Here is a 21,730-nt window from a genome sequence, read left to right as displayed (position 1 = left end):
AAAATAGCTCTAATCTCACTAAATTTTAGTGAGACTAGGGCTATTTGTCGATGCGTTGGATTATTTCCCGCTTACGATGAAAAGTCATGGATGAGGCGTACTCATTGATCCAGTAGCACGAGTCTTAAGAAAAAAAACGATTCCCAAGGAGTGCAATTGCTCCCGTGGGAATCGTTTTTTTGTCGTAAAAAGACTGATAAAAACTAAGCATCAATTTTTGGTAAAACAGGATCCTCTGTCTAATGGACTCACAACGCATCGTCGGTAAAACTCAAAGGGGACAAGGCTAATCAAAGAAAGTGTAGTAGAGGGTCCGGATGGCTAATTTTTCTTGTTCTTTGTGGATCCCAAACATGATGCTGACCTCTGAGGAGCCTTGGTTGATCATTTCCAAGTTGATCCGTTTGCGGGCTAGGGCTGCGGTGCTTTCGGCAGTAACCCCCACTCGTTGGCGCATACCTTCTCCGACCACCATGATCATGGAAAGGTCATGGGTGATGCGCAGTTCATCAGGATCGATTTCATAAGCAATTTTCCGCATCAACTGCTCCTGCAATTCATCGTCCAGTTGATTGCTGCGGATAACGATGGAGATATCATCGATTCCAGAAGGCATGTGTTCATAACCAATCCCAAATTCTTCCAAAATCGTTAGGACTTTCCGAGTGAAGCCGACTTCTCTATTCATCAAATATTTGCTGATGTAAATCATGCTGAAGCCTTCATCGCTGGCAATGCCGATGACGGGTTTTTCGTGTTGGTCGCGATTGGGGATGATTTTGGTCCCCTGGCAGTTGGGATTGTTAGTATTTTTGATCACTACGGGAATTTTTGCGCGAAACGATGGCATCAAGGCTTCGTCATGGAAGACGCTAAATCCGGCATAAGCCAGTTCCCGCATTTCTCGGTAAGTCAGTTCTTTGATGATTTCTGGATGGTGGATATAGCCGGGATGCGCGGCATAAATCCCGTCCACATCAGTGAAGTTTTCGTACAAATCGGCTTTGACACCTGCTGCCACGATGGAGCCGCTGATGTCTGAGCCCCCCCGGGAAAAGGTGCAGATATTGCCTTCTTCAGTGTAGCCAAAGAAACCAGGAATGACTAAGACCGCCTCGCTATCCGCCCACTTCTTGATTTTGCGATAAGCTTTATATAAGACTCGGGCATTACCAGGTTCATCGGTCACTAAGATCCCTAAATCTTTGGGATTGATATAGCGGGCATTGACGCCTTCTGCCTGTAAAATACCGGCAATCAGCTTGGCATTATTGTCTTCCCCGCGACTGAGGATATGGTCATAGAGGTGGGGATTGTTCTCGATGGGAAGCTGATTGACTACTTCCAAATCCAAATGAATCGCAGCTAAATGCTCTTCGCCAATCCCAAAGGCCTCACCAATTTCACGAAAGCGAGAGAAAATTTCTTCAATCAACGGTGTGAGACTTTTATGAGCTAATTTTCGTTCGTAAAGTTGGATCAATAAATCCGTGACTTTGATATCAGCGCTATCCCGCTTCCCTGGTGCGGAGACGACGACAAACCGCCGTGCGTCATCCGTTTTGACAATGTCCACGACCTTGCGAACCTGGCCACTAGAAGCCAGCGAACTACCCCCAAATTTGATAACTTTCATATTTATCTACCCCTTTTACGTTTGTCTCAAGCGCCAACCCACCGACGCCAGCAAGCAAAATTACGTATTATTTTTAGAGTACAAAAAACTGATGGAAAAAGCAAGATGATTTCCAATAAATTGTCAGAAAAATGAAAAATTTGAAGAGGGGCTGGCTAAAAAAATAAGGAAAAGGGAAGAAGCTTTTGGCGAAATGACGGGCAATAATTGCGAAAAACGGAGGTAGTTAAAAAGCAATGGTTGCAAAATGCCTGAAAGTTTTTTATGATTGCTAGTGCTAGTCGATAGGCTTTGTGCTATAATCTAGCGTAGGTGCCTTTTAGGGTAATCAGGCTTTTTCAGCTGAATTTCCTTAAATTAATGTACATAAAATCGCCTATTTTTCAGGCATAACCCTACACCTAGATTGAATCAAGTATTTGAATGCGGAGGAGACCATCAATGTCTACACAAGTTATCATCGGAATCATCATCGCCATCATTTTAGTGGCGGCCATTTTATATGGTATCGGCTTTGTCATGAGAAAGAAAAATCAAGACAAGCTCCACGAACTGGAAAAACGGCGGGAAGCCTTGTTTGACTTACCTGTGTTAGAAGAAGTCGACGATGTGAAAAAAATGCATTTGGTGGGGCAAAGTCAAAATACCTTCCGTGATTGGAACCAAAAATGGACTGACATTTCAACCTCTTCCTTTGCTGAATTGGAAAGTCAAATTTTTGAAGTGGAAAGTTTAAATGAAACTTTCCGTTTTATGAAAGCCAAAGCAGCGATTGTCGATGCAGAAGACACCATGAATCAAATGGAAACCGAAGTGGAAGAAGTCCGCAACGGGTTGAAAGAATTGCGGGAGTCAGAAGAACGCAATTCCCTGAAAGTCCAAAAAGCGCTCGATGTCTACGAAGAGTTAAAACAAAAGCTTCGTGACCAAGGGGAAGAATACGGACCGGCTTATTCAGAATTACAAAAACAACTGAAAAACATCGAAATTGAATTTACCCAGTTTGTCACGTTGAACACGTCTGGTGATCCGGTAGAAGCTCGGGAAGTCCTAGAACAAGCTGAACAACACACTTACGAATTAGAAGACACCATGGCCAAAATTCCTGCTGTCTATGAAGAATTAAATAAAACCTTCCCTGATCAATTGAAAGAAATTCAAGAAGGTTACCAAAAATTATTGGCGGATCATTATGTCTTTCCTGTAGAAAACTTCCAAGGTGAAATCGACCGCGTGAAAAAACGGGTTCAAACGTCTTTAGGCGACTTGGAAAAAACCGAAGTGCACACGGTGGAAGTGGCTAGCCGCGACACTGCCAGTGCCATCGATGCCTTGTATACGGTGATGGAACGAGAAATCAGCTCCCGTGGCTATGTCTTCAAAAACCGTCCCGTGGTGGAGGAATACATCCAACATGCCAATAAAAACAATCACCAGTTACTGATTGAAATCGATCATACCTCCCAAAGCTATACATTGAATCACAACGAACTTGGCAAAGTTCGTGGTTTCCAACAAGAAATCGATGAATTGGATCGTCAAAAAAATGTCCTTCATCCAAAATTGGATAATCACGAGGTGGCTTATTCAGAAGCCCAAACCTTCTATAAAGATGCCTACAAGATTTTAGATGACGTGGAAAGCCAACAAGTGGAAATCGACAATAGTCTGCGGGAACTGCGTCAAGGGGAACAAGAAGCCCAGCAAAAAGTGGAACAATATGAATTCCGTCTTCGGAACCTAAAACGCTTTGTGGAAAAACAACGCTTGCCAGGCTTGCCAGGAGATTACTTGGAATCCTTCTTCATGGCGACCGACCGAGTAGAAGATTTAAGCAAATCCTTGAATAAAATCCGGGTCAACATGTTGGAAGTCAACCAACTAGTTAAAGAATGCGAAACGGATATCAAAGGGTTGGAAACAAAAACCAATGATTTGGTAGATGCGGCGGCATTGACGGAACAAATGATGCAATATGCCAACCGTTACCGTCATTCCCATCCAGAAATCAAAGCGGCTATCGACCGGAGCTTGAGCTTGTTTAGCAAAGACTACAAATACCAAGCGGCTCTGGATGAAATAGGCCAAGCATTGGAACGCGTGGAACCCGGCGCATTTAAACGGATTGAATCGTTCTACTTCAACAATCGTGATTTAGTTTAATCGAAAAGATAAGGATTGAGCCTCAAAACGTGGCTCAATCCTTTTTTCATAACTTAGTGACTTAAAGCTAAGTATCATATATTGGGATTTTGGAAGGAGAGTATGGGCTTATTCTGAGATTATGAAAAAGGTGACACTTCCCTCTTTAAAAAGCGGTAGGGCTGTTTTGATTTGGTAGGCACTAATTGCTTGCAAGGAAATATTTTAAGTATTTATTGACGTCTAGATATCACCAACTGACTTCCCCAGCTAACCCAACGTCCTCTTGCCCCTCTTTGCTACAGCTGAGAGACAGCCACCAGATGGGCTGACGGATTCTTAACAGACCATTGGTAAACTCTTAAGACAAAGCTTGCTCCCTTGAAAGCCGGGAAAACAACGTATATAATGAATAAGAATTTTTCTCGCCAAAAGTTGATTGACGATTGGTTGAGAAGACTGTTGCCAGACTGGAAGTGCTTCGGCTTGGCAAAGGAGAAAGGATTTTTCAGATGATTTACTTCGATAATAGTGCCACCACTGCGATCCATCCCTTGGCGTTGGATGCGTATGTGAAAACTAGCCAAAAAATAATCGGCAATCCCTCTAGCCTTCACGATTTAGGCTCACAGGCCAGCCGTTTGCTGCTTCAAGCCCGCAAGCAAATCGCGGGGTTGCTAGCTGTTGCGCCTCACGAAATCTGGTTTACCTCAGGGGGGACAGAAGGGGACAACTGGGTGCTGAAGGGAACGGCGCTTGCCAAAAAAGCTTATGGCAACCATATCATTATCTCTGCTGTGGAACACCCCGCAGTTTCTGAAACAGCTGCCCAATTGGCCACTCTCGGCTTTGATGTCGATATCGCACCGGTGGATCACCAAGGATTTGTCGATGTATCTGCTTTGGCTAAACTAATCCGCAAAGAGACGATTTTAGTTTCGGTGATGGCGGTGAACAATGAAGTCGGGATGATTCAACCGATTGCGGCAATCAGCGACTTACTGCAAGCCTATCCGAAAATCCATTTCCATGTGGATGCCGTGCAAGCCATTACCAAAGTTCCACAAGACTTGTGGCTGACTGATCGAGTGGATTTTGCGACTTTTTCTGCCCATAAATTTCATGGTCCCCGGGGCGTCGGCTTTATTTTTTGGCGGGAAGGGCGAAAACTGGCACCTTTACTAACGGGTGGTGGTCAGGAAGAAAACCATCGTAGTGGCACGGAAAATGTGCCCGCGATTGTCGCGATGGCAAAAGCGCTGCGGTTATCCATCGAGAAAAAAGCCCAACGTCCGGAACATGTCGCGACTTTGAAAGCCTATCTCATGGAAGAACTAGCCAAATTTGACAAAGTAACAATTTATTCAGGAGTAGCAAACTTTGCCCCTCATATCTTATGCTTTGGTCTAAAAGGGATTCGTGGCGAGGTTATGGTCCATGCCTTGGAAGAAAAGCAGATTTTCATCTCCACCACTAGTGCTTGTTCTTCCCGCAGTAAGACGGAAAGCAGTACCCTCCATGCCATGAAAATCCCCGAAGCCTATGCCACTACGGCCGTGCGGGTGAGCCTTGATGAAAGCAATACGATGGCCGAAGTGGAACAATTTTTGATCATCTTCAAACAACTTTACCAAAAATTTTCAAAAATCAATTAAGAAATTAGCGAGGCAATCCTTGCTTCCAACTAAAGGGGAAACGAACGTGAATTTGAACTATACCGAAATTATGGTGCGCTATGGCGAGCTATCCACGAAGGGCAAAAATCGCCGCAGTTTTATTATGCGTCTGGCGGAAAACGTCAAGGGGGCCTTGTCGGCACATCCTGAGATCACTGTGAAAGCTGATCGTGACCGGATGCACCTCTACCTTAATGGCGCTGAGGCAGCACCAATTATTGAAAAACTACCGAAAGTCTTTGGGATTCAAAATTTTTCCCCAAGTATCCGCGTGGAAAAAGACCTGGACGTCATCATCACAGCGGTCCAAGATGTTATGAAAAAGATTTATACCGGCTCTGAAACCTTTAAAATCACCGCCAAACGCAGTGACCACGATTTTATCCAAAACTCCGATGAATTGAATCAAACATTGGGAGCAGCAGTTTTCCGAGCAATTCCAGGAATCAAAGCCCAAATGAAAAAGCCAGATATCAATTTACGGGTGGAAATCCGTGCAAACGGGGCCTACTTATCCTATGAAACGATTCAAGGTGCCGGGGGCTTGCCAGTAGGAACTAGTGGTCGCGGTATGCTGATGTTGTCAGGTGGGATTGACTCGCCAGTTGCCGGTTATCTAGCCATGAAACGTGGGGTAGAGATTGAGGCGGTGCATTTTGCTTCGCCGCCTTACACCAGTGAACAAGCCTTGCAAAAAGCCAAGGATCTAACGGCTAAGCTGACACCTTATGTCGGACAAATTCAGTTTATCGAAGTGCCTTTTACCGAAATCCAAGAAGAAATCAAGCACAGTGTGCCTCAGGGCTATTGGATGACCTTGACTCGTCGGTTTATGCTGCGAATCACCGATGAAATCCGCCAACTGCGTCGTGGCCTAGTCATTATCAATGGCGAGTCTTTGGGACAAGTAGCCTCCCAAACCTTGCAATCCATGGTAGCGATCAATGAAGTGACAGCGACACCGATTATTCGGCCAGTGGTAACGATGGATAAGTTGGAAATCATCGATATCGCGCAAGCAATCGACACTTTCCAATTGGCGATTCAACCGTTTGAAGATTGCTGTACGATTTTTGCACCACCACAACCAAAAACCCGGCCAAATTTGGAAAAAGTGCATTATTACGAAGCGCGGTTAGACGTCGAAGGCATGATTGCCCGAGCGGTTGCCGACATCAAAATCGAAGCCATCAGCCCAGTCTCTGAAAATGCGGACATGGCTGCCGAATTTGCTGATTTGCTTTAGTCAAATAGTCGGTCAATTTACTAAATAAGCTAGTGAACCTTGGCATGGAAGGCCATCAAGGTTTGCTGGCTTTTTTGCGGTGCAGTTTCTAAAAGCGCGACAGGCACCAGAGTCAGGGGGGCCTTTTAGCTGCTAGAAAAAAGTCTTCATAAGTGGTCAGATTTTCACACATACTCGGCCCAAAAGTGACGAGTCGGTCTGGATTCGATTGGTAGAGTTAATAGGTGGTATGAATCTTTGTGAATCAATGGATAAAAATCTTGCGTATCGTTAGAGGCCGTGCTACACTAACTATGTGAAAAAACGAACAAAGGAGCTTCCAAGAATGGATGAACTCAATTTAAAAAATGTACCAAAAGCCACAGCCAAGCGTTTGCCATTATATTTACGTTATTTGAATATGCTTCAAGATGCAGGGGTGACTCGCATCAAATCCAAAGAATTCAGTGAGGTTACGCAAGTTCCTTCAGCGACGATTCGGCGAGATTTCTCACATTTGGGAGAATTGGGACGTAGCGGCTATGGGTATGATGTCGCTTATTTAATCGAAGTTTTTAATCAAATTTTGGATACAAATGAGGAAAAACGCATTGCCTTGGTGGGCTTTGGGAACCTAGGAAAAGCCTTAGCCAACAATAATTTTCGGCGCAATTCCAACCTGAATATCATCGCCATTTTTGACAATAATCCCGACTTAGTGGGTAAGGAAATCGATGGACATCTGGTCTATCCCATGAGTGATTTTCAAGAGAAGGTGACGGAAATGGGTATCACCGTGGCGATCTCCACTGTGCCTAGTCAGTTTTCACAAATAGCTGTGGATCAGATCGTGGCGGCGGGGATTACTGCCATCTTGAATTTTGCCCCAGACCGGGTGGATGTGCCCAATGATGTGCATGTGCAGTACATCGACTTGACGACTGAGCTCCAAACCTTAATCTTCTTTGATCAAAACTACCAGAAGAAGGTGGCAGCAAAAGTCTGATCCCTTGTTTGACTTTCAGAAATTTCCATTGTAGAATGACTTAAGACATAGAACAAGAGGAGTAACCCGACAAACACTGGCCTAGAGAAGAGATCCTTGGCTGTAAGATTTCTCCAGTGGCAGGGTGAAGGTAGCTTGGGAGTTTCTCACTGAAGATCGCAAGTCGATTGGTAGGCTGAGACGAGTCGTGCCCGTTATTGCACGTCAAAGAGGCAGCCAGAGATGTTGGTTGCAAATTAGGTGGTACCGCGTAAATTGCGCCCTAGTGTGAGAAATCATGCTAGGGCTTTTTTATTTATCATAAGCTTAAACCAGAGATTTGGGGAAGCAAGCGACACAGCCCATCAGCCTTAAGTTTCGCGAGCTAAAGGCATAGGTTCTCACCTAGCGAATCTAGCAAAAACACTTTTCCCAAGCACCCACAAGATGTTCAATAAATGAAAAACGGAGGAAACCTGATGACTGACAATCTATCCACTAAGTACAATCCCCAAGAAGTCGAAGCTGGTCGCTACCAAGACTGGTTGGATCATGATCTTTTTAAACCCAATGGCAATCCGGAGGCCAAACCTTATTCCATCGTGATTCCCCCACCAAATGTAACGGGGAAACTGCATTTGGGCCATGCGTGGGATACGACGTTACAAGATATGATTATCCGCCAAAAACGGATGCAAGGCTTTGATACCTTATGGCTACCAGGGATGGACCATGCGGGGATTGCGACCCAAGCAAAAGTTGAAGAAAAATTACGGGAACAAGGAGTTTCTCGCTATGATCTTGGCCGGGAAAAATTTGTCGACCAAGTATGGGAATGGAAAGAAGAATACGCTGGCCATATCCGAGAACAATGGGCAAAAATGGGCCTGTCTTTGGATTATAGTCGGGAACGCTTTACCTTGGATGAGGGTTTATCACAAGCGGTGCGCAAAGTCTTTGTCGGCTTGTATGAAAAAGACTTGATCTACCGTGGCGAATACATCATCAACTGGGATCCCCAAGCTCGGACCGCTTTGTCGGATATCGAAGTCATCCACAAAGATGTGGAAGGTGCCTTTTACCATATGACTTATCCGCTGGCTGATGGCACTGGCGTGGTGGAAATCGCCACCACCCGTCCGGAAACGATGTTAGGGGATACCGCGGTGGCTGTCCATCCAGATGATGAACGCTACCAAGCCTTGATCGGCAAAAACGTTATTTTGCCTTTGGTGGACAAAGAGATTCCGATTATTGCAGACGAATACGTAGATATGGAATTTGGGACAGGTGTTGTAAAAATTACCCCGGCTCATGATCCAAATGACTTTGAAGTGGGCAATCGTCATGATTTGCCACGGGTCAACGTCATGAACGATGATGGCTCCATGAATGATTTAGCCGGTAAATATGCCGGGCTGGATCGGTTCGCCGCTCGTAAACAAGTCGTGAAAGACTTGGAAGAAATCGGTCGCTTAGTCAAAATCGAAAAAATGGTGCATAGTGTCGGGCATTCCGAACGAACCGGTGTCGTGGTAGAACCCCGCTTGTCGACGCAATGGTTTGTCCGCATGGCCCCTCTCGCTCAAGAAGCGATTGCTAACCAAGAGACAGCAGACCGGGTGGACTTTTACCCTCCACGTTTCAACCAAACCTTCTTGCAATGGATGGAAAACGTCCATGATTGGGTAATCTCACGGCAGTTGTGGTGGGGACACCGCATCCCAGCTTGGTACAACAAAACAACTGGGGAAATGTATGTGGGGATGGAAGATCCGAAAGATCCCGAAAACTGGGAACAAGATCCAGATGTCTTGGATACTTGGTTTAGTTCCGCTTTGTGGCCATTTTCCACCATGGGTTGGCCAGATGAAGAAGCGGCCGACTATCAACGGTATTTCCCAACGAATACGCTAGTGACTGGTTACGATATCATCTTCTTCTGGGTGAGTCGCATGATCTTCCAAAGCTTGGAATTCACCGGACAAGCGCCTTTCAAAAACGTATTGATGCATGGGTTGATCCGTGACGAACAAGGCCGCAAGATGAGTAAATCCCTTGGCAATGGGATCGATCCGATGGAAGTCATCGACCAATATGGCGCCGATGCTTTGCGGTGGTTCTTGTCTAACGGTTCGGCACCTGGCCAAGACGTCCGCTTTAGCTATGAAAAAATGGATGCTGCTTGGAACTTTATCAATAAAATCTGGAACGCTTCTCGTTTTGTGTTGATGAACGTTGCAGGCATGGATTATGCAGACCTAGATTTGACGGGAGAGAAAACAGTGGCTGACCGCTGGATTTTGACTCGTCTCAATGAAACAGTCGCTAAAGTGACGGAACTCTTCGACCGCTTCGAATTTGGTGAAGCCGGGCGTCAGCTGTATAACTTTATCTGGGATGACTTCTGTGACTGGTATATCGAAATGAGTAAAGAAGTCTTGTACGGTGAAAACGAGACAGCCAAAGCTACTAATAAGAGTGTCTTGGTTTATACTTTGGATCAAATCTTACGTTTGTTGCATCCAATCATGCCATTTGTGACAGAAGAGATCTGGAGCAAGTTGCCACATGTGGGGGAATCCTTAGTGGTCGCTGAGTATCCAGTAGTGCATCCAGAGTTTGATGATGAGGCTGCCGTGAAAGGGATGGCTACGTTGATCGAATTGATTCGCTCTGTCCGAAACATTCGTGCAGAAGTCAATACACCGTTGTCCAAACCGATTACCTTACTGATTCAAACTAGCGATCCAGAAATCGACCAATTCTTGCGCAATAACCAAAACTACTTGCAACGTTTCTGTAACCCAGAAACCTTGACGATTACTAGCGATTTGGAAGCGCCAGAGCTAGCGATGTCCGCTGTTTTGACCGGCGCGACGATTTACTTGCCACTGGCTGGTTTGATCGATATCCAGGAAGAAATTGCTCGTCTGGAAAAAGAATTGGACAAATGGAACAAAGAAGTCAAACGGGTTCAAGGAAAACTGGCCAACGAACGTTTCGTCGCCAATGCCCCGGAAGCTGTCGTAGCCGAAGAACGCAATAAAGAAAAAGACTACTTGGACAAACAACAAGCAGTTACTCAACGAATTGCCCAATTGAAAATGATGGGTTAACATAGTGAAAAGACTGCTTTCGGTTTGACCGAAGCAGTTTTTTTCCATCGAAATCATTTTTTATTTATGTTAATTTAGGCTTTGAAACCAAACTCGGCTAAAATTACGAGTTAGAGGGAGAAAAAAATGACTAGCAAAAAAATTAGTATGCCCCGCTATCAACAAATCGCCATAGCACTAGCTGAACGGATCGTCCAAAATCGTTACCATGAAGGTGAAAAAATTCACGCTCGTTCCACGTTGGCTTCAAATTTTAACGTCTCACCAGAAACTGCTCGTAAAGCAATCAATGTACTAGTGGATTTGGATATTATGGAAGTACGGCATGGTAGTGGTGCCTATGTTGCTTCCCGTGCTAAAGCAGAAAACTTTCTTACCCAGTATCATGAAGTGCGTTCAATCCAAGAAACAAAAGGAGAGATTTTAGCTAGCGTAAAACGTCAACAGCAGGAATTAGAAAACTTTTCCACCCTCTTAGATAGCTTAGTAAACCAAACAAAACGCATTCAACATACAGCGCCATTTATTCCCTACCAGATTCTGTTGACAGATAAAGCCTTGCATCTGAATGCTTCAATTGGTGAGTTGAATATTTGGCAACAAACTGGGGCTACTATCGTTGCGCTGCAGCATGACGAGCGTTTGTTATTATCACCAGGTCCATATGCCAAATTTGAAGAAGGGGAAACAGTATTTTTTGTTGGTGATGAACTCTCCGTACAACGGGTACATCGGTTCTTTTATCTCGAGTAATAGCATAGCGACGGCTGATTAGGACGTATATATTGTTGTGTTAATCAGTAAGAGCCGCCCTTTAAAAAAGATAGAGCACCTTCTTTGACAAACTGACCACACGATGTTAATCTAGTGTGGTCAGTTTTTTTGAGGTCATTTCCAAATATGAGATTAAATTGCTGGAAGAGGCCGTCTTTTTTTGTAAAAAAATGAAAAAATAGTTGAAAAGTATCTGAAAAAAAGAAGTATTCTGCGGTACAGAGAATAATTTGAGAGGAGTGTCAATCAATTGGCAAAAGTCAAAGTTGAACATTTAACAAAAGTTTTTGGCAAAAGAAAACAACAAGCCTTAAATCTGGTTTCACAGGGAAAGTCAAAAACTGAAATACTAGAAGAAACAGGTGCCACAGTTGGGGTTTACGATGCAAGTTTTGAGGTTGAAGAAGGGGAAATCTTCGTTATTATGGGACTTTCTGGTTCCGGAAAGTCAACGATGATTCGTTTGTTAAACCGGCTAATTGATCCTACGAGTGGTGAAATCTACATTGATGATGAAAATATCGCTAAGATGAATAAAGAAGAGCTGCAAGAAGTACGTCGCCATAAATTAAATATGGTATTTCAAAGTTTTGCCCTCTACCCTCATCGAACGATTCTCGAAAATACTGAGTTGGGTTTAGAGCTTCGTGGAGTTTCAAAAGAAGAACGCCAACAACGGGCAGAACAAGCTTTGGCAAATTCAAGTTTATTATCATTTAAAGATCAATATCCCGATCAATTATCTGGTGGGATGCAACAGCGAGTCGGTTTGGCGCGAGCTTTGGCGAATGATCCTGAAATTTTACTGATGGACGAAGCTTTTTCAGCTTTAGATCCGTTGATTAGGCGTGAGATGCAAGATGAACTGTTGGATTTACAAGAAAATGTTCGGAAAACGATTATCTTTATTACCCATGATTTAAATGAAGCACTGCGGATTGGTGATCGAATTGCGTTGATGAAAGATGGGCAAATTATTCAAATCGGTACAGGGGAAGAAATATTGACAAATCCTGCCAACCAATATGTACGAGACTTTGTTGAAGATGTCGATCGCTCCAAAGTGTTGACAGCAAAAAATATAATGGAACCTGCCATCACTATGAATATCGAAAGTGATGGACCAAATGTCGCCTTGAATCGAATGCGTAAAGAAGGCGTTAGTATGCTGTTGGTAGTGGATAAAAAGCGCCAATTAAAAGGTAGCTTAACGGCTTTGAAAGCTTTAGAAGCTAGACGAGACCAACTGGATGTCCATGATGTCATTGATAAAAATGTTCGTAAAATTAAAGAAGATATGCTTGTTACAGATATCTTTAATGTCATCAAGGATGCCGAAGCACCACTTGCTGTAGTGGACAAAAATGATAAATTAAAAGGTGTCGTGATTAGAGGTAGCGTGATTGAAGCGTTAACGGAGTCAACTGAAAAGGAGTGTGATACGAATGAATAGTTTCTTACAACAAAGCATACCAGTGGCAGATTGGGTAGAACAATTTACTGATTGGCTGACGGCTACTTTTGCGGGTGTTTTCTCGGTGATTCAAACAGTTGGACAAGCAGTGATGGATACAGTCACCAATACTTTATTAGTCATTCCGCCGATTCTCTTTATCCTACTACTAACTGGATGTGCATTACTGGTTTTCAAAAAAGTAGGCTTGACTATCTTGACGTTTATTGGGCTGCTATTCATCTATAATCAAGGATTATGGAACGATTTGATGAATACTGTTACGTTGGTCCTTATTGCTAGTTTATTATCCATTATTATTGGGATTCCACTAGGGGTTTTGATGGCTAAGAACCAAAAGGCCAATGTGATTATTTCACCACTACTTGATTTTATGCAAACAATGCCAGCTTTTGTTTATTTGATTCCAGCGGTAGCTTTTTTCGGAATTGGAATGGTACCTGGGGTCTTTGCCTCAGTTATCTTTGCTTTACCTCCTACCGTCCGTATGACAAACTTAGGCATTCGGCAAATCCCTACAGAATTAGTAGAAGCGACGGATTCCTTTGGGAGTACCGGAAAGCAAAAGCTGTTTAAATTAGAATTGCCATTAGCTAAAGGAACGATTATGGCTGGGGTAAATCAAACGATGATGTTGGCTTTATCCATGGTCGTAACAGCTTCTATGATTGGTGCTCCTGGCTTGGGGCGTGGCGTTTTGTCGGCATTACAACAAGCTCAAGTCGGTAATGGTTTTGTCAATGGGTTGGCACTGGTGATTTTAGCAATCATCATCGATCGCTTTACACAAGGGCTAAATAAACCTAAACAAGAGCGCAACAAAAAAGTAACTACAAGTAAAAAATGGTTTCGTCTAGGTGCCCTCGCAGCAATTGTAGCCATCATCGCTGCAGTCGCATTTTCTGGAGGTACCTCAAATTCAAAAAAAATTCACTTGTCCTATGTAGAATGGGATACTGAAATTGCCTCGACTCATGTCATTGCTGAGGTGCTAAAACAAGAAGGCTATGAGGTAGAAATGACCCCCCTAGATATGACAGTAATGTGGCAGTCTGTGGCTAATGGGGAAACAGATGGGATGGTAGCGGCTTGGTTACCAACTACCCATCAAGCTCAATATGAAAAGTATCAAGATCAGTTAGAGGATTTAGGGGAAAATTTAGCTGGTGCAAAGCTAGGCTTAGTCGTCCCAAGCTATATGTCAGCTGATAGTATTGAAGACTTAACAAGTGAAGCGAATCAGACCATCACCGGTATCGAACCTGGTGCAGGAGTGATGAAAGCCGCCGAAGCTACTCAACAAGCCTATCCGAATTTAGCCGATTGGGAAGTATCTTCTGCCTCATCAGGAGCAATGACCGTCGCCTTGGGTAAGGCTATCAAAAATCAAGAGCCGATTGTAATTACTGGTTGGTCTCCCCACTGGATGTTTGCTAAATATGATTTGAAATATTTAGCAGATCCAAAAGGGACAATGGGGGATGCGGAAAGTATCCATACGATGGCGCGTATTGGTTTGGAACAAGATCAACCAGAAGCTTATCAAATCTTAGACAACTTTCATTGGGACCAAGCAGACATGGAGAGTGTGATGTTAGCAATTAATTCTGGTGCTACGCCACAAGAAGCTGCTAAAGAATGGGTAACAAACAATCAGGACAAAGTTGACCAATGGTTAAAATAACCCTCAGTTACGCTCTTAGTAATTAAAGAGTAACGGCATCATTAACTGCTAATTATGGATTAGTAGTTGGTGATGCCGTTTTATAATACCAAGTCTAGCAATGTCTGGCTTCACGAACTAGCGGCCTTAATTCTCGAGAGCTGAAGGAGGTCCTTCAGCCTTTCTAATAGATAAGAAACTTATAAAATTCAAACTTCATAAAGGCTGATGTCACAGAAATTAAGAGGTGTCTCATGCTATCATTTGCTCTCAAATAAGACCAAAGTCTGATTTTCTTTGATACTATGTATTGTATAGTATTGATATCCGAGAGCATAGAACTCTTAGTTTGATAAAACGAGGTGAGGATGTGGATAGTCAATTAAAGCGGGGGTTGTTGGAGTACTGTGTATTGGCCTTTTTGTTGCCGGAACCGTCTTATGGCTATGAAATTATTAAACATATTTCTCCGATTATCCATATTAGTGAATCCACCTTATATCCGATTTTGAAGCGTCTTGAAAATCAGCAACTGGTGACTACCTATAAGGAAGAATACAGTGGACGCTTGCGAAAGTATTATCGAATCACGGCAAAAGGTGAGGAGAAATTACGGATTTTTTATAAAGGCAAAGATAGTGTCGTGGGTATCTATGAATATATTGGAGGGAGACTGGAAAATGGATAGGAAGCAATTTTTGGCGGCTTTAATTGGTTATTTGCCTCAAGACATTGAGGAAATGGAGAAATCGGAGTTTCTGGAATACTACGATACCTTGATCCGAGATTTTGTCGCGGATGGCTATACTGAGGAAGAAGCGATAGCCATGATTGGGGATCCAAGAGAAGTCGTCGCTCAGGCAGAATTTACCCAAGTAAGGACGGCTTTTCCCCGCTATCGTGAAAAACAGCGGCTGAGCGTTGGTATCTTGCTCTTATTGATTTTAGGTTTTCCTTTGTGGGGGAGTTTGTTGCTAGCTGCAGTTTGTTTGCTATTTTCTGCTTATTTGTTATTATGGACGCCATTATTAGTTATCGCCAGTTTAGCTTTTGGATTTACTCTCGGGGGTGGCGGAGCGATGTTGTTGAGTCCACTAGCCTTTTTTGATGGCTTGGCTATTGGAATGGCCCAACTAGGTAGTGGCATGCTACTGTTAGGTTTAGGCTTCGTCTGTTGTTATTTGACTCGCAGATGTTTAACGTGGAGTATTGTGATTACGAAAAATACGTTGGGTTTCTTTGCCAATTTACTGAAAAGGAGTGTGGCAGGCTATGGCTTCTAAGAAATTTTGGCAAATCACGGGTGGACTCGTGGTTTGCGGGATCCTGTTGTTATTGCTGGCGTTCCTCTTAGTCAGAGGCGATCTATCCCAACTACGTTTTGGAGAAACCCATTGGTACCGGACCTTTCATTTTTAAATCAACGAAAAACCTCAGCTGTCAGGAATTGTCTTCTTTCCTAGTGGCTGGGGTTTTTACTTGCCTTTTAGACTAAAAGATCACTGGACGCCACTCGAACTCTTGACAACTAAAGGAGTGGGACTGTCGGCTTGTATTTGCTTAAAAAAGTCAGGATTAGATTGTTAAAAATAATGTCAAAGGCGGAATTTCTGATATTTCCGCTACCAAGGCGGGCAAGGGGGAGGGCTTTTTGATATAATGAGGATGCTTTAGGGAAATGGCTGTCTTGTTTTGAGAAGACGGACTAAAACGAGGTGCATAAAATGGTAAAAACAGGAAAAGAAGCAATTGCATGGATTCATAGTCGCTTACCTTTTGGTTCACGACCAGGGTTGGACCGCGTGGAGGCATTATTAGCGCTAGTCGATCATCCAGAAGAGCAGGTCCCGACGATTCATATTGCTGGTACCAATGGCAAAGGCTCCACCGTTAGCTATTTGGCAGCTATTTTGGAGGACGCTGGCCTGACTGTCGGAACGTTTACCTCCCCTTTCATCGAATCTTTCAATGAACGTATTGCCATCGACGGCCAGCATATTGCCGATGAAGACCTAGTGACTTTGGTGAACAAATATCAGCCCTTGGTCGCCCAGTTGGATGAAAAGCCTGATGTGGCTGGCATCACTGAGTTTGAAACCTTGACTGCCATGGCGTTGGATTATTTTTTAGAGAAAAAGGTCGATGTAGCGATTATTGAAGTCGGGCTAGGGGGCTTATTGGATTCTACCAACGTAGTGAAACCTTTATTATGTGGGATTACTACGATTGGCATGGATCACATGGATATTTTGGGAGATACCTTGGAGGAGATTGCTTTCCAAAAAGCTGGCATCATCAAACCAGGGGTTCCGGTGGTGACTGGGAATATCCCAAGCAATGCCATCGCGATTATCCAACAAGAGGCGGATAAAAAAGGCGCCCCAATGTATCGTTTCAATCAAGATTATCGCGTGCTTTACAAACATCCGGACCCGCAATGGGGAGAAGTGTTTGAATTTCTCAATGATCAGGGAAAGCTGGTGAATTTAAAAACCTCACTGTTGGGACGCCATCAACCTGAAAATGCCGGTCTGGCGATTCAAATGTACCATTGTTACTGTCAAATCAAAGGTCTGCCCATCAGTCTGATGTCGATTCGCAACGGTCTGCGAAATGTTCGTTGGCCAGCCCGGATGGAACGAGTGAGCCAAGAGCCACTGATCATCTTGGACGGGGCCCATAATCCCCATGCGATGGGGCGCTTGGTGGAAACCATGAAAAACGAGTTCAAAGAATACCGGATTCATGTCTTATTTTCCGCCTTATCCACTAAAAATGTTGATGGCATGCTGGCTCAACTATTGGAAATTCCCAATGCCCGCCTCTATGTGACGACCTTTGATTATCCAAAAGCCATCAAGCTGGACGACAATTACGAAAACACCAGTGACAAACGGGTGACAATCGTTTCCATGTGGCAGTTTGGGCTAGGGGAAATTTTGGAAAAAATGACCAATGAAGACTTATTATTAATAACCGGTTCGTTGTATTTTGTTTCCGATGTACGAAGCTTGTTATTGGAGATGGGAGGATTGGCGTATGACGACTAAAGGACTTATTTTTGATATGGATGGCTTGATTTTCGATACGGAAGCCCTTGTCTACCAAGGCAACCAACAAGCCGCAGATACCCTGGGCATCACGTATGACATGTCGGATTACTTACGCTACTTGGGCATCAGTGATGAAGAATTTGTAGTCAAAGTCCACGAAGATTACGACGAAGACTATGGGGTGGAGACAATCACTGAGTTTGTGCGCTTGTCTTATGCCAATTCAGAAAAACTATTTGCGGCCGGATTAGTCCAACTCAAACCAGGGGTAAAAGAGCTGTTGGCCTATCTCGATGCCCAACAGGTACCTAAAATTTTGGCCTCCAGCAATAATCGGCCAGCGATTGAATGGTTGCTAGCTCAGGCCGGACTCACGGATGCCTTCCCATTAATCGTCTCAGCTGAAGATGTGCCTCGAGCAAAACCCAATCCGGATATTTTTTTATTAGCCGCTGAGAAACTTCAGTTGCCCAAAGAAACGCTATTGGTACTAGAAGATTCCCAACACGGCGTCAATGCCGCCGTGGCAGCTGGCATACCCGTAATCATGGTGCCGGATTTGTTAGGACCAGACGAGGCTTTGGCCCAAAAGACGCTAGCTGTCCTGCCGGATTTACACCAAGTCTTACGCTGGTTACAAAGTTAAGTGAAAACTCCCTTGCGTATGTTCTTTTGATAAGGTGATTGGCCTTTACCAAAAGACGGATTTCCTGATAAAAGGTTGGCTGCGAGACGACCTTGATCAGGAAATCGACGGAAGGGAGTTTTTTTGATGGGAAATGGGTTTCAGCGAATTCCCCAAAGTAGTCAACCCCGGGAGCGCTTGTTAGAATATGGCCCTCAGGCGTTGTCGGATCAAGAACTTTTAGCAATTTTATTGCGTACCGGGACTGCGCAGATGAATGTGATGGAGTTAGCCGGCAGGGTGTTGTCGGTCTTTCCCTCCTTGTTTGACTTGAAATTGGCCAGCCGCGACGAACTCCAACAGATTTCTGGTGTGGGCCAGGTGAAAGCCTTGGAGCTGGTGGCGATGATTGAGCTAGGAGGACGGATTCAAAAAGCTTTACAGCCAAAAATTGGCAAGGTGCGTACGAGTGTGGACCTGGCCTTTACTTTGATGGAAGACATGAAAGATTACCAACAAGAGCATTTGGTCTGCTTGTATTTGAACACCAAAAATGAAATAGTCAAAAAGGAAACGCTGTTTATTGGCTCCCTCAATCAAAGTGTCGCTCATCCCCGGGAGATTTTTCGCGGGGCTGTGCGGGTAGCAGCGGCTCGGTTGATCATTTGTCACAATCATCCATCAGGTAATCCGACACCTAGCGAGAATGATCTTTTATTTACCCGCCGGATGAAGGAATGCGGGGAACTGATGGGTATTGAAGTCTTGGACCATTTGATTATCGGCCACCAAAGTTACGTCAGTTTGCGAGAAGAAGGTCTTTGGAATTCGTAACTGGTGGAAATAATCGAAAGGTTGTGATTTAATTTCCTTTGAATCCCAGCAAAAAGCGAACAAAAAGCTCGTAAAAACTCTGGGAAGAAAACGATGGGCTTGCATTTATCAAGATTGACGTGTAGAATGAACATTGTAATTTTGTTTGCTCCATAGAAGTGCTTAACACCCGTTAATGTTATACCTCTATCGTATGCAAGGCAATGTTACACTAAATTTGAATTGTGCACACGCACGAGAGAGGATGTATTTAACATGGAACACGGAACAGTTAAATGGTTTAACGCAGAAAAAGGCTTCGGATTTATCTCCCGCGAAGATGGCAGCGACGTATTCGTTCACTTCTCAGCTATCCAAGGCGACGGTTTCAAAACTTTGGAAGAAGGCCAAGCAGTAACTTTCGACGTTGAAGATTCAGACCGCGGCCCTCAAGCAGCAAACGTTACTAAAGACTAATATCTAAGAAACGTACCGATCATCTTTTAGGTGGTCGGTTTTTTTGTGCGTCTTCATGTCGCTTCTTGCTTGCAAATAAGGTATGCTGTGTACGTCTACTTAACCGAACAATTTGCTTCTTTTACTTACTAATAATTCAGAGATTTTTTACATATTTTTTCGAATCTTTTTTCAAAGTTGAAACCTTTTGTAGTAGAAGTACCACTAATGAGGTGAAGGGGGGAAAATGAATGCCGCAAATCAATCTTTTACAGCTTCAATTGGCAAAAAAAGCCAAAAGGGGCAATTCACAAGCATTGGAAAAGCTATTACAACAGGAGGCTGACTATCTTTACCGAGTGGCTTATCACTATCTCAAAAATGAACAAGATGCGTTGGATGCGATACAAGAAGCCACTGCTGAAGCGATGAAATCGATCAAAACGCTCAAGGAACCAAGGTACTTTTATACCTGGTATACCAGAATCTTAATTCGCTGTGCGGGAAAGATTCTAAAAAAGCGTGATCAGTTTCAGCTAGCGGATCTTTCTCAGCTAGAAAATGAAGTGGCTGTGGCTGTTCCAGAAATTTCGGTGACGATGGATGTTCAAAATGCCTTGCAACAGTTAGATGAGAAGTATCGGGAAGTTCTGGAAGCTTTCTATTTTCAAACATTATCCGTTAAAGAGATTGCTAACCGTGATCATGTGCCAGTAAATACTGTGAAAACCAATCTAAGACGAGGTAGAGAACAAATGAAAATGATATTGGGAGGCGATTATTTTGACAACTAAAAATCTGGGTCAAGAGACAGAAAAAATTATTGTACCACGAGAAAAAGTTTTCCAAGCGATTTCAGCTGGGCTTCGTGATGCCAACGAACCCTCCACAAACAGATTTCTAAGAGTACGTGTATTATTGCCAACTGCTGTCGCTCTTTTTATTTTGGCTACTGCGGGTTCTGGTTTTGTCCACCCAGTAGTGGGTCATGCCTTGAGTAAGCTTCCACTAGTCGGTCAGATTTATGCAAATTTGTATGATGATTATGGTGCCAAGCTGAGTGCCCAAGGAAAGACCTATTCTTTGAATGAAAGTGTTACCGTTAATGGGATTACAATCACCATAATCGAGGCCTATTACCAAGGAAATACCGTATCGATTATTGGTACGGCAGCAGGGGATACCATTGTTCCAAAGGCTGAAGCCGACGAGTTATCCTTTGGTTTAGTGAGTAAAAAAGATGGTAAAACCTTTGCCAGGAGTGCAACCAGTAGTGTAAACAAAGTAGGTGAGGGCTATCAATTTTATGTGGACTTTCATTTATTGAGTGATAAGCTCCAAGGAAAAATTGAATTTCCACTAGAAATAACTCGGGCAAACGGGAACAAAGGACCTTGGAAATACAGTCTTAGTCTCGAACAAAAAGTAGGAGAAGTGAAACAAATTGATAAAACAGTTGATTTTGGGATTGAAGGAAACCAATTTCGCTTTGTGAAAGTTTCTGAAGGGGACGATCGAGACTTATTAATTATTGAAAATAATCAACAGGATAATCAAAAAAGGGTCCAACTTAATAAGATTTTGGATCCAAAAGGCAAGGATATTTTGGATTTGACTTCTACTCATTATGATGACAAATACACTCGTATTGAGTTAACTGAATCGATTCAACCAGGGGTGAAATATAAATTGGTAGGGATGAACTCCCCAACAGAAGATACAACCGACGTGGAAGTTTTCGATGACATTGTCTTTTTTGATTAAGTGAATCATAGTGCACCAAATAAAGGGCCATTCAACTATTGGATGGCCCTTTATTTGGTGCGCCCTGCATGGGTAGCAGCTTGGTGGTGAACCTCCACTCCACGCCTGACAGTGGGGAGTGTTAGCTAATGGCAAGGGTGTCCATCATTAGGTGAAATCTGAAGGAAGCTTAAAGCAAAACTCTGCACCTACGAACAGAAACTTGATAGAAGGCGAGATACACGGGTAAGGCTGCCAAATTAGCTAAAGCCCAATAACTGTATAAAAAGTGTATCGTGTAAATCAAGAGGTGATATGGAGTGAAGGTTGTTACACATTACTGGGG

General features: G+C 43.6%; 18 protein-coding genes and 1 other annotated feature. Of the genes, 17 read left to right on the top strand and 1 reads right to left on the bottom strand.

The genetic code is table 11. The annotated features are described in order from the left end of the window. Positions 1 to 286: 286 nt before the first annotated feature. A complete protein-coding gene (locus ACO03U_RS06850; RefSeq protein ID WP_204686792.1) occupies positions 287 to 1,636 on the bottom strand; it encodes an aspartate kinase in 1,350 nt (449 codons plus the stop codon). Between the two features lie 441 nt (positions 1,637 to 2,077). On the opposite strand from ACO03U_RS06850, the gene ACO03U_RS06845 reads away from it, so the two are divergent. The 17 genes from ACO03U_RS06845 (at position 2,078) to ACO03U_RS06765 (ending at position 21,405) form a co-directional block, all read left to right on the top strand. Further along, the gene (locus ACO03U_RS06845; protein WP_204686793.1) at positions 2,078 to 3,799 is read left to right on the top strand and encodes a septation ring formation regulator EzrA; all 1,722 of its coding nucleotides are present in this window, start codon (positions 2,078 to 2,080) and stop codon (positions 3,797 to 3,799) included. 491 nt (positions 3,800 to 4,290) lie between these two features. Then, entirely contained in the window at positions 4,291 to 5,433 is a 1,143-nt protein-coding gene (locus ACO03U_RS06840) for a cysteine desulfurase family protein (protein WP_204686794.1), read from the top strand. A gap of 52 nt (positions 5,434 to 5,485) precedes the next feature. Then, positions 5,486 to 6,700, top strand: coding sequence for a tRNA uracil 4-sulfurtransferase ThiI (gene thiI / locus ACO03U_RS06835; protein ID WP_204686868.1), 1,215 nt, complete (start codon positions 5,486 to 5,488; stop codon positions 6,698 to 6,700). Between the two features lie 325 nt (positions 6,701 to 7,025). After that, entirely contained in the window at positions 7,026 to 7,685 is a 660-nt protein-coding gene (locus ACO03U_RS06830) for a redox-sensing transcriptional repressor Rex (protein WP_204686795.1), read from the top strand. A 39-nt stretch (positions 7,686 to 7,724) separates the two neighbouring features. Continuing rightward, positions 7,725 to 7,953, top strand: a binding site (T-box leader). A 190-nt stretch (positions 7,954 to 8,143) separates the two neighbouring features. After that, complete coding sequence (locus ACO03U_RS06825; RefSeq protein WP_204686796.1) at positions 8,144 to 10,783, top strand: valine--tRNA ligase; 2,640 nt, start codon at positions 8,144 to 8,146, stop codon at positions 10,781 to 10,783. Positions 10,784 to 10,909: 126 nt separating this feature from the next. Continuing rightward, positions 10,910 to 11,536, top strand: a complete 627-nt coding sequence (locus ACO03U_RS06820; protein WP_161868824.1) for a GntR family transcriptional regulator — start codon at positions 10,910 to 10,912, stop codon at positions 11,534 to 11,536. Between the two features lie 271 nt (positions 11,537 to 11,807). Further along, positions 11,808 to 13,010 (top strand): quaternary amine ABC transporter ATP-binding protein, encoded by a 1,203-nt coding sequence (locus ACO03U_RS06815; protein WP_204686797.1) that lies wholly within the window; start codon positions 11,808 to 11,810, stop codon positions 13,008 to 13,010. Then, positions 13,003 to 14,715: an ABC transporter permease/substrate binding protein gene (locus ACO03U_RS06810; protein WP_161868822.1), complete on the top strand. Its 1,713-nt coding sequence runs from the start codon at positions 13,003 to 13,005 to the stop codon at positions 14,713 to 14,715. The genes ACO03U_RS06815 and ACO03U_RS06810 overlap by 8 nt, the downstream gene beginning before the upstream one ends. Before the next feature lie 349 nt (positions 14,716 to 15,064). After that, a complete protein-coding gene (locus ACO03U_RS06805; protein WP_161868821.1) occupies positions 15,065 to 15,382 on the top strand; it encodes a PadR family transcriptional regulator in 318 nt (105 codons plus the stop codon). Next, positions 15,375 to 15,977 carry an HAAS signaling domain-containing protein gene (locus ACO03U_RS06800; RefSeq protein WP_204686798.1) on the top strand — a complete coding sequence of 201 codons (603 nt, stop codon included), beginning with the start codon at positions 15,375 to 15,377 and terminating at the stop codon, positions 15,975 to 15,977. The genes ACO03U_RS06805 and ACO03U_RS06800 overlap by 8 nt, the downstream gene beginning before the upstream one ends. Continuing rightward, positions 15,967 to 16,113, top strand: a complete 147-nt coding sequence (locus ACO03U_RS06795) for a hypothetical protein (protein WP_204686799.1) — start codon at positions 15,967 to 15,969, stop codon at positions 16,111 to 16,113. The genes ACO03U_RS06800 and ACO03U_RS06795 overlap by 11 nt, the downstream gene beginning before the upstream one ends. A gap of 305 nt (positions 16,114 to 16,418) precedes the next feature. Continuing rightward, complete coding sequence (locus tag ACO03U_RS06790) at positions 16,419 to 17,744, top strand: bifunctional folylpolyglutamate synthase/dihydrofolate synthase (RefSeq protein ID WP_204686800.1); 1,326 nt, start codon at positions 16,419 to 16,421, stop codon at positions 17,742 to 17,744. Next, positions 17,734 to 18,393, top strand: a complete 660-nt coding sequence (locus tag ACO03U_RS06785) for an HAD family hydrolase (RefSeq protein ID WP_161868817.1) — start codon at positions 17,734 to 17,736, stop codon at positions 18,391 to 18,393. Before ACO03U_RS06790 ends, ACO03U_RS06785 begins: the two co-directional genes overlap by 11 nt. Positions 18,394 to 18,519: 126 nt before the next feature. Then, entirely contained in the window at positions 18,520 to 19,206 is a 687-nt protein-coding gene (gene radC, locus ACO03U_RS06780; protein WP_204686801.1) for a RadC family protein, read from the top strand. Between the two features lie 255 nt (positions 19,207 to 19,461). Then, positions 19,462 to 19,662: a cold-shock protein gene (locus tag ACO03U_RS06775; protein WP_161868815.1), complete on the top strand. Its 201-nt coding sequence runs from the start codon at positions 19,462 to 19,464 to the stop codon at positions 19,660 to 19,662. A 230-nt stretch (positions 19,663 to 19,892) separates the two neighbouring features. Beyond that, positions 19,893 to 20,435: a sigma-70 family RNA polymerase sigma factor gene (locus ACO03U_RS06770; protein ID WP_204686802.1), complete on the top strand. Its 543-nt coding sequence runs from the start codon at positions 19,893 to 19,895 to the stop codon at positions 20,433 to 20,435. Next, a complete protein-coding gene (locus ACO03U_RS06765) occupies positions 20,425 to 21,405 on the top strand; it encodes a DUF4179 domain-containing protein (RefSeq protein WP_204686803.1) in 981 nt (326 codons plus the stop codon). Before ACO03U_RS06770 ends, ACO03U_RS06765 begins: the two co-directional genes overlap by 11 nt. The last annotated feature ends 325 nt before the right edge of the window (positions 21,406 to 21,730 follow it).

The sequence above is a fragment of the Enterococcus diestrammenae genome, from assembly GCF_049384045.1.
GTDB classification, from domain to species: domain Bacteria; phylum Bacillota; class Bacilli; order Lactobacillales; family Enterococcaceae; genus Enterococcus_C; species Enterococcus_C diestrammenae.
This window is presented reverse-complemented; position numbering and strand designations above follow the sequence as displayed.

Bases quoted from the DNA above. Each gene is read 5' to 3' on its own strand.
- ACO03U_RS06845 (WP_204686793.1), top strand. From the start codon at position 2,078: ATGTCTACACAAGTTATCATCGGAATCATCATCGCCATCATTTTAGTG.
- ACO03U_RS06830 (WP_204686795.1), top strand. From the start codon at position 7,026: ATGGATGAACTCAATTTAAAAAATGTACCAAAAGCCACAGCCAAGCGT.
- ACO03U_RS06775 (WP_161868815.1), top strand. From the start codon at position 19,462: ATGGAACACGGAACAGTTAAATGGTTTAACGCAGAAAAAGGCTTCGGA.
- ACO03U_RS06790 (WP_204686800.1), top strand. From the start codon at position 16,419: ATGGTAAAAACAGGAAAAGAAGCAATTGCATGGATTCATAGTCGCTTA.
- ACO03U_RS06820 (WP_161868824.1), top strand. From the start codon at position 10,910: ATGACTAGCAAAAAAATTAGTATGCCCCGCTATCAACAAATCGCCATA.
- ACO03U_RS06825 (WP_204686796.1), top strand. From the start codon at position 8,144: ATGACTGACAATCTATCCACTAAGTACAATCCCCAAGAAGTCGAAGCT.
- ACO03U_RS06810 (WP_161868822.1), top strand. From the start codon at position 13,003: ATGAATAGTTTCTTACAACAAAGCATACCAGTGGCAGATTGGGTAGAA.
- ACO03U_RS06800 (WP_204686798.1), top strand. From the start codon at position 15,375: ATGGATAGGAAGCAATTTTTGGCGGCTTTAATTGGTTATTTGCCTCAA.
- ACO03U_RS06850 (WP_204686792.1), bottom strand. From the start codon at position 1,636: ATGAAAGTTATCAAATTTGGGGGTAGTTCGCTGGCTTCTAGTGGCCAG.
- ACO03U_RS06840 (WP_204686794.1), top strand. From the start codon at position 4,291: ATGATTTACTTCGATAATAGTGCCACCACTGCGATCCATCCCTTGGCG.
- radC (WP_204686801.1), top strand. From the start codon at position 18,520: ATGGGAAATGGGTTTCAGCGAATTCCCCAAAGTAGTCAACCCCGGGAG.
- ACO03U_RS06795 (WP_204686799.1), top strand. From the start codon at position 15,967: ATGGCTTCTAAGAAATTTTGGCAAATCACGGGTGGACTCGTGGTTTGC.
- ACO03U_RS06785 (WP_161868817.1), top strand. From the start codon at position 17,734: ATGACGACTAAAGGACTTATTTTTGATATGGATGGCTTGATTTTCGAT.
- ACO03U_RS06770 (WP_204686802.1), top strand. From the start codon at position 19,893: ATGCCGCAAATCAATCTTTTACAGCTTCAATTGGCAAAAAAAGCCAAA.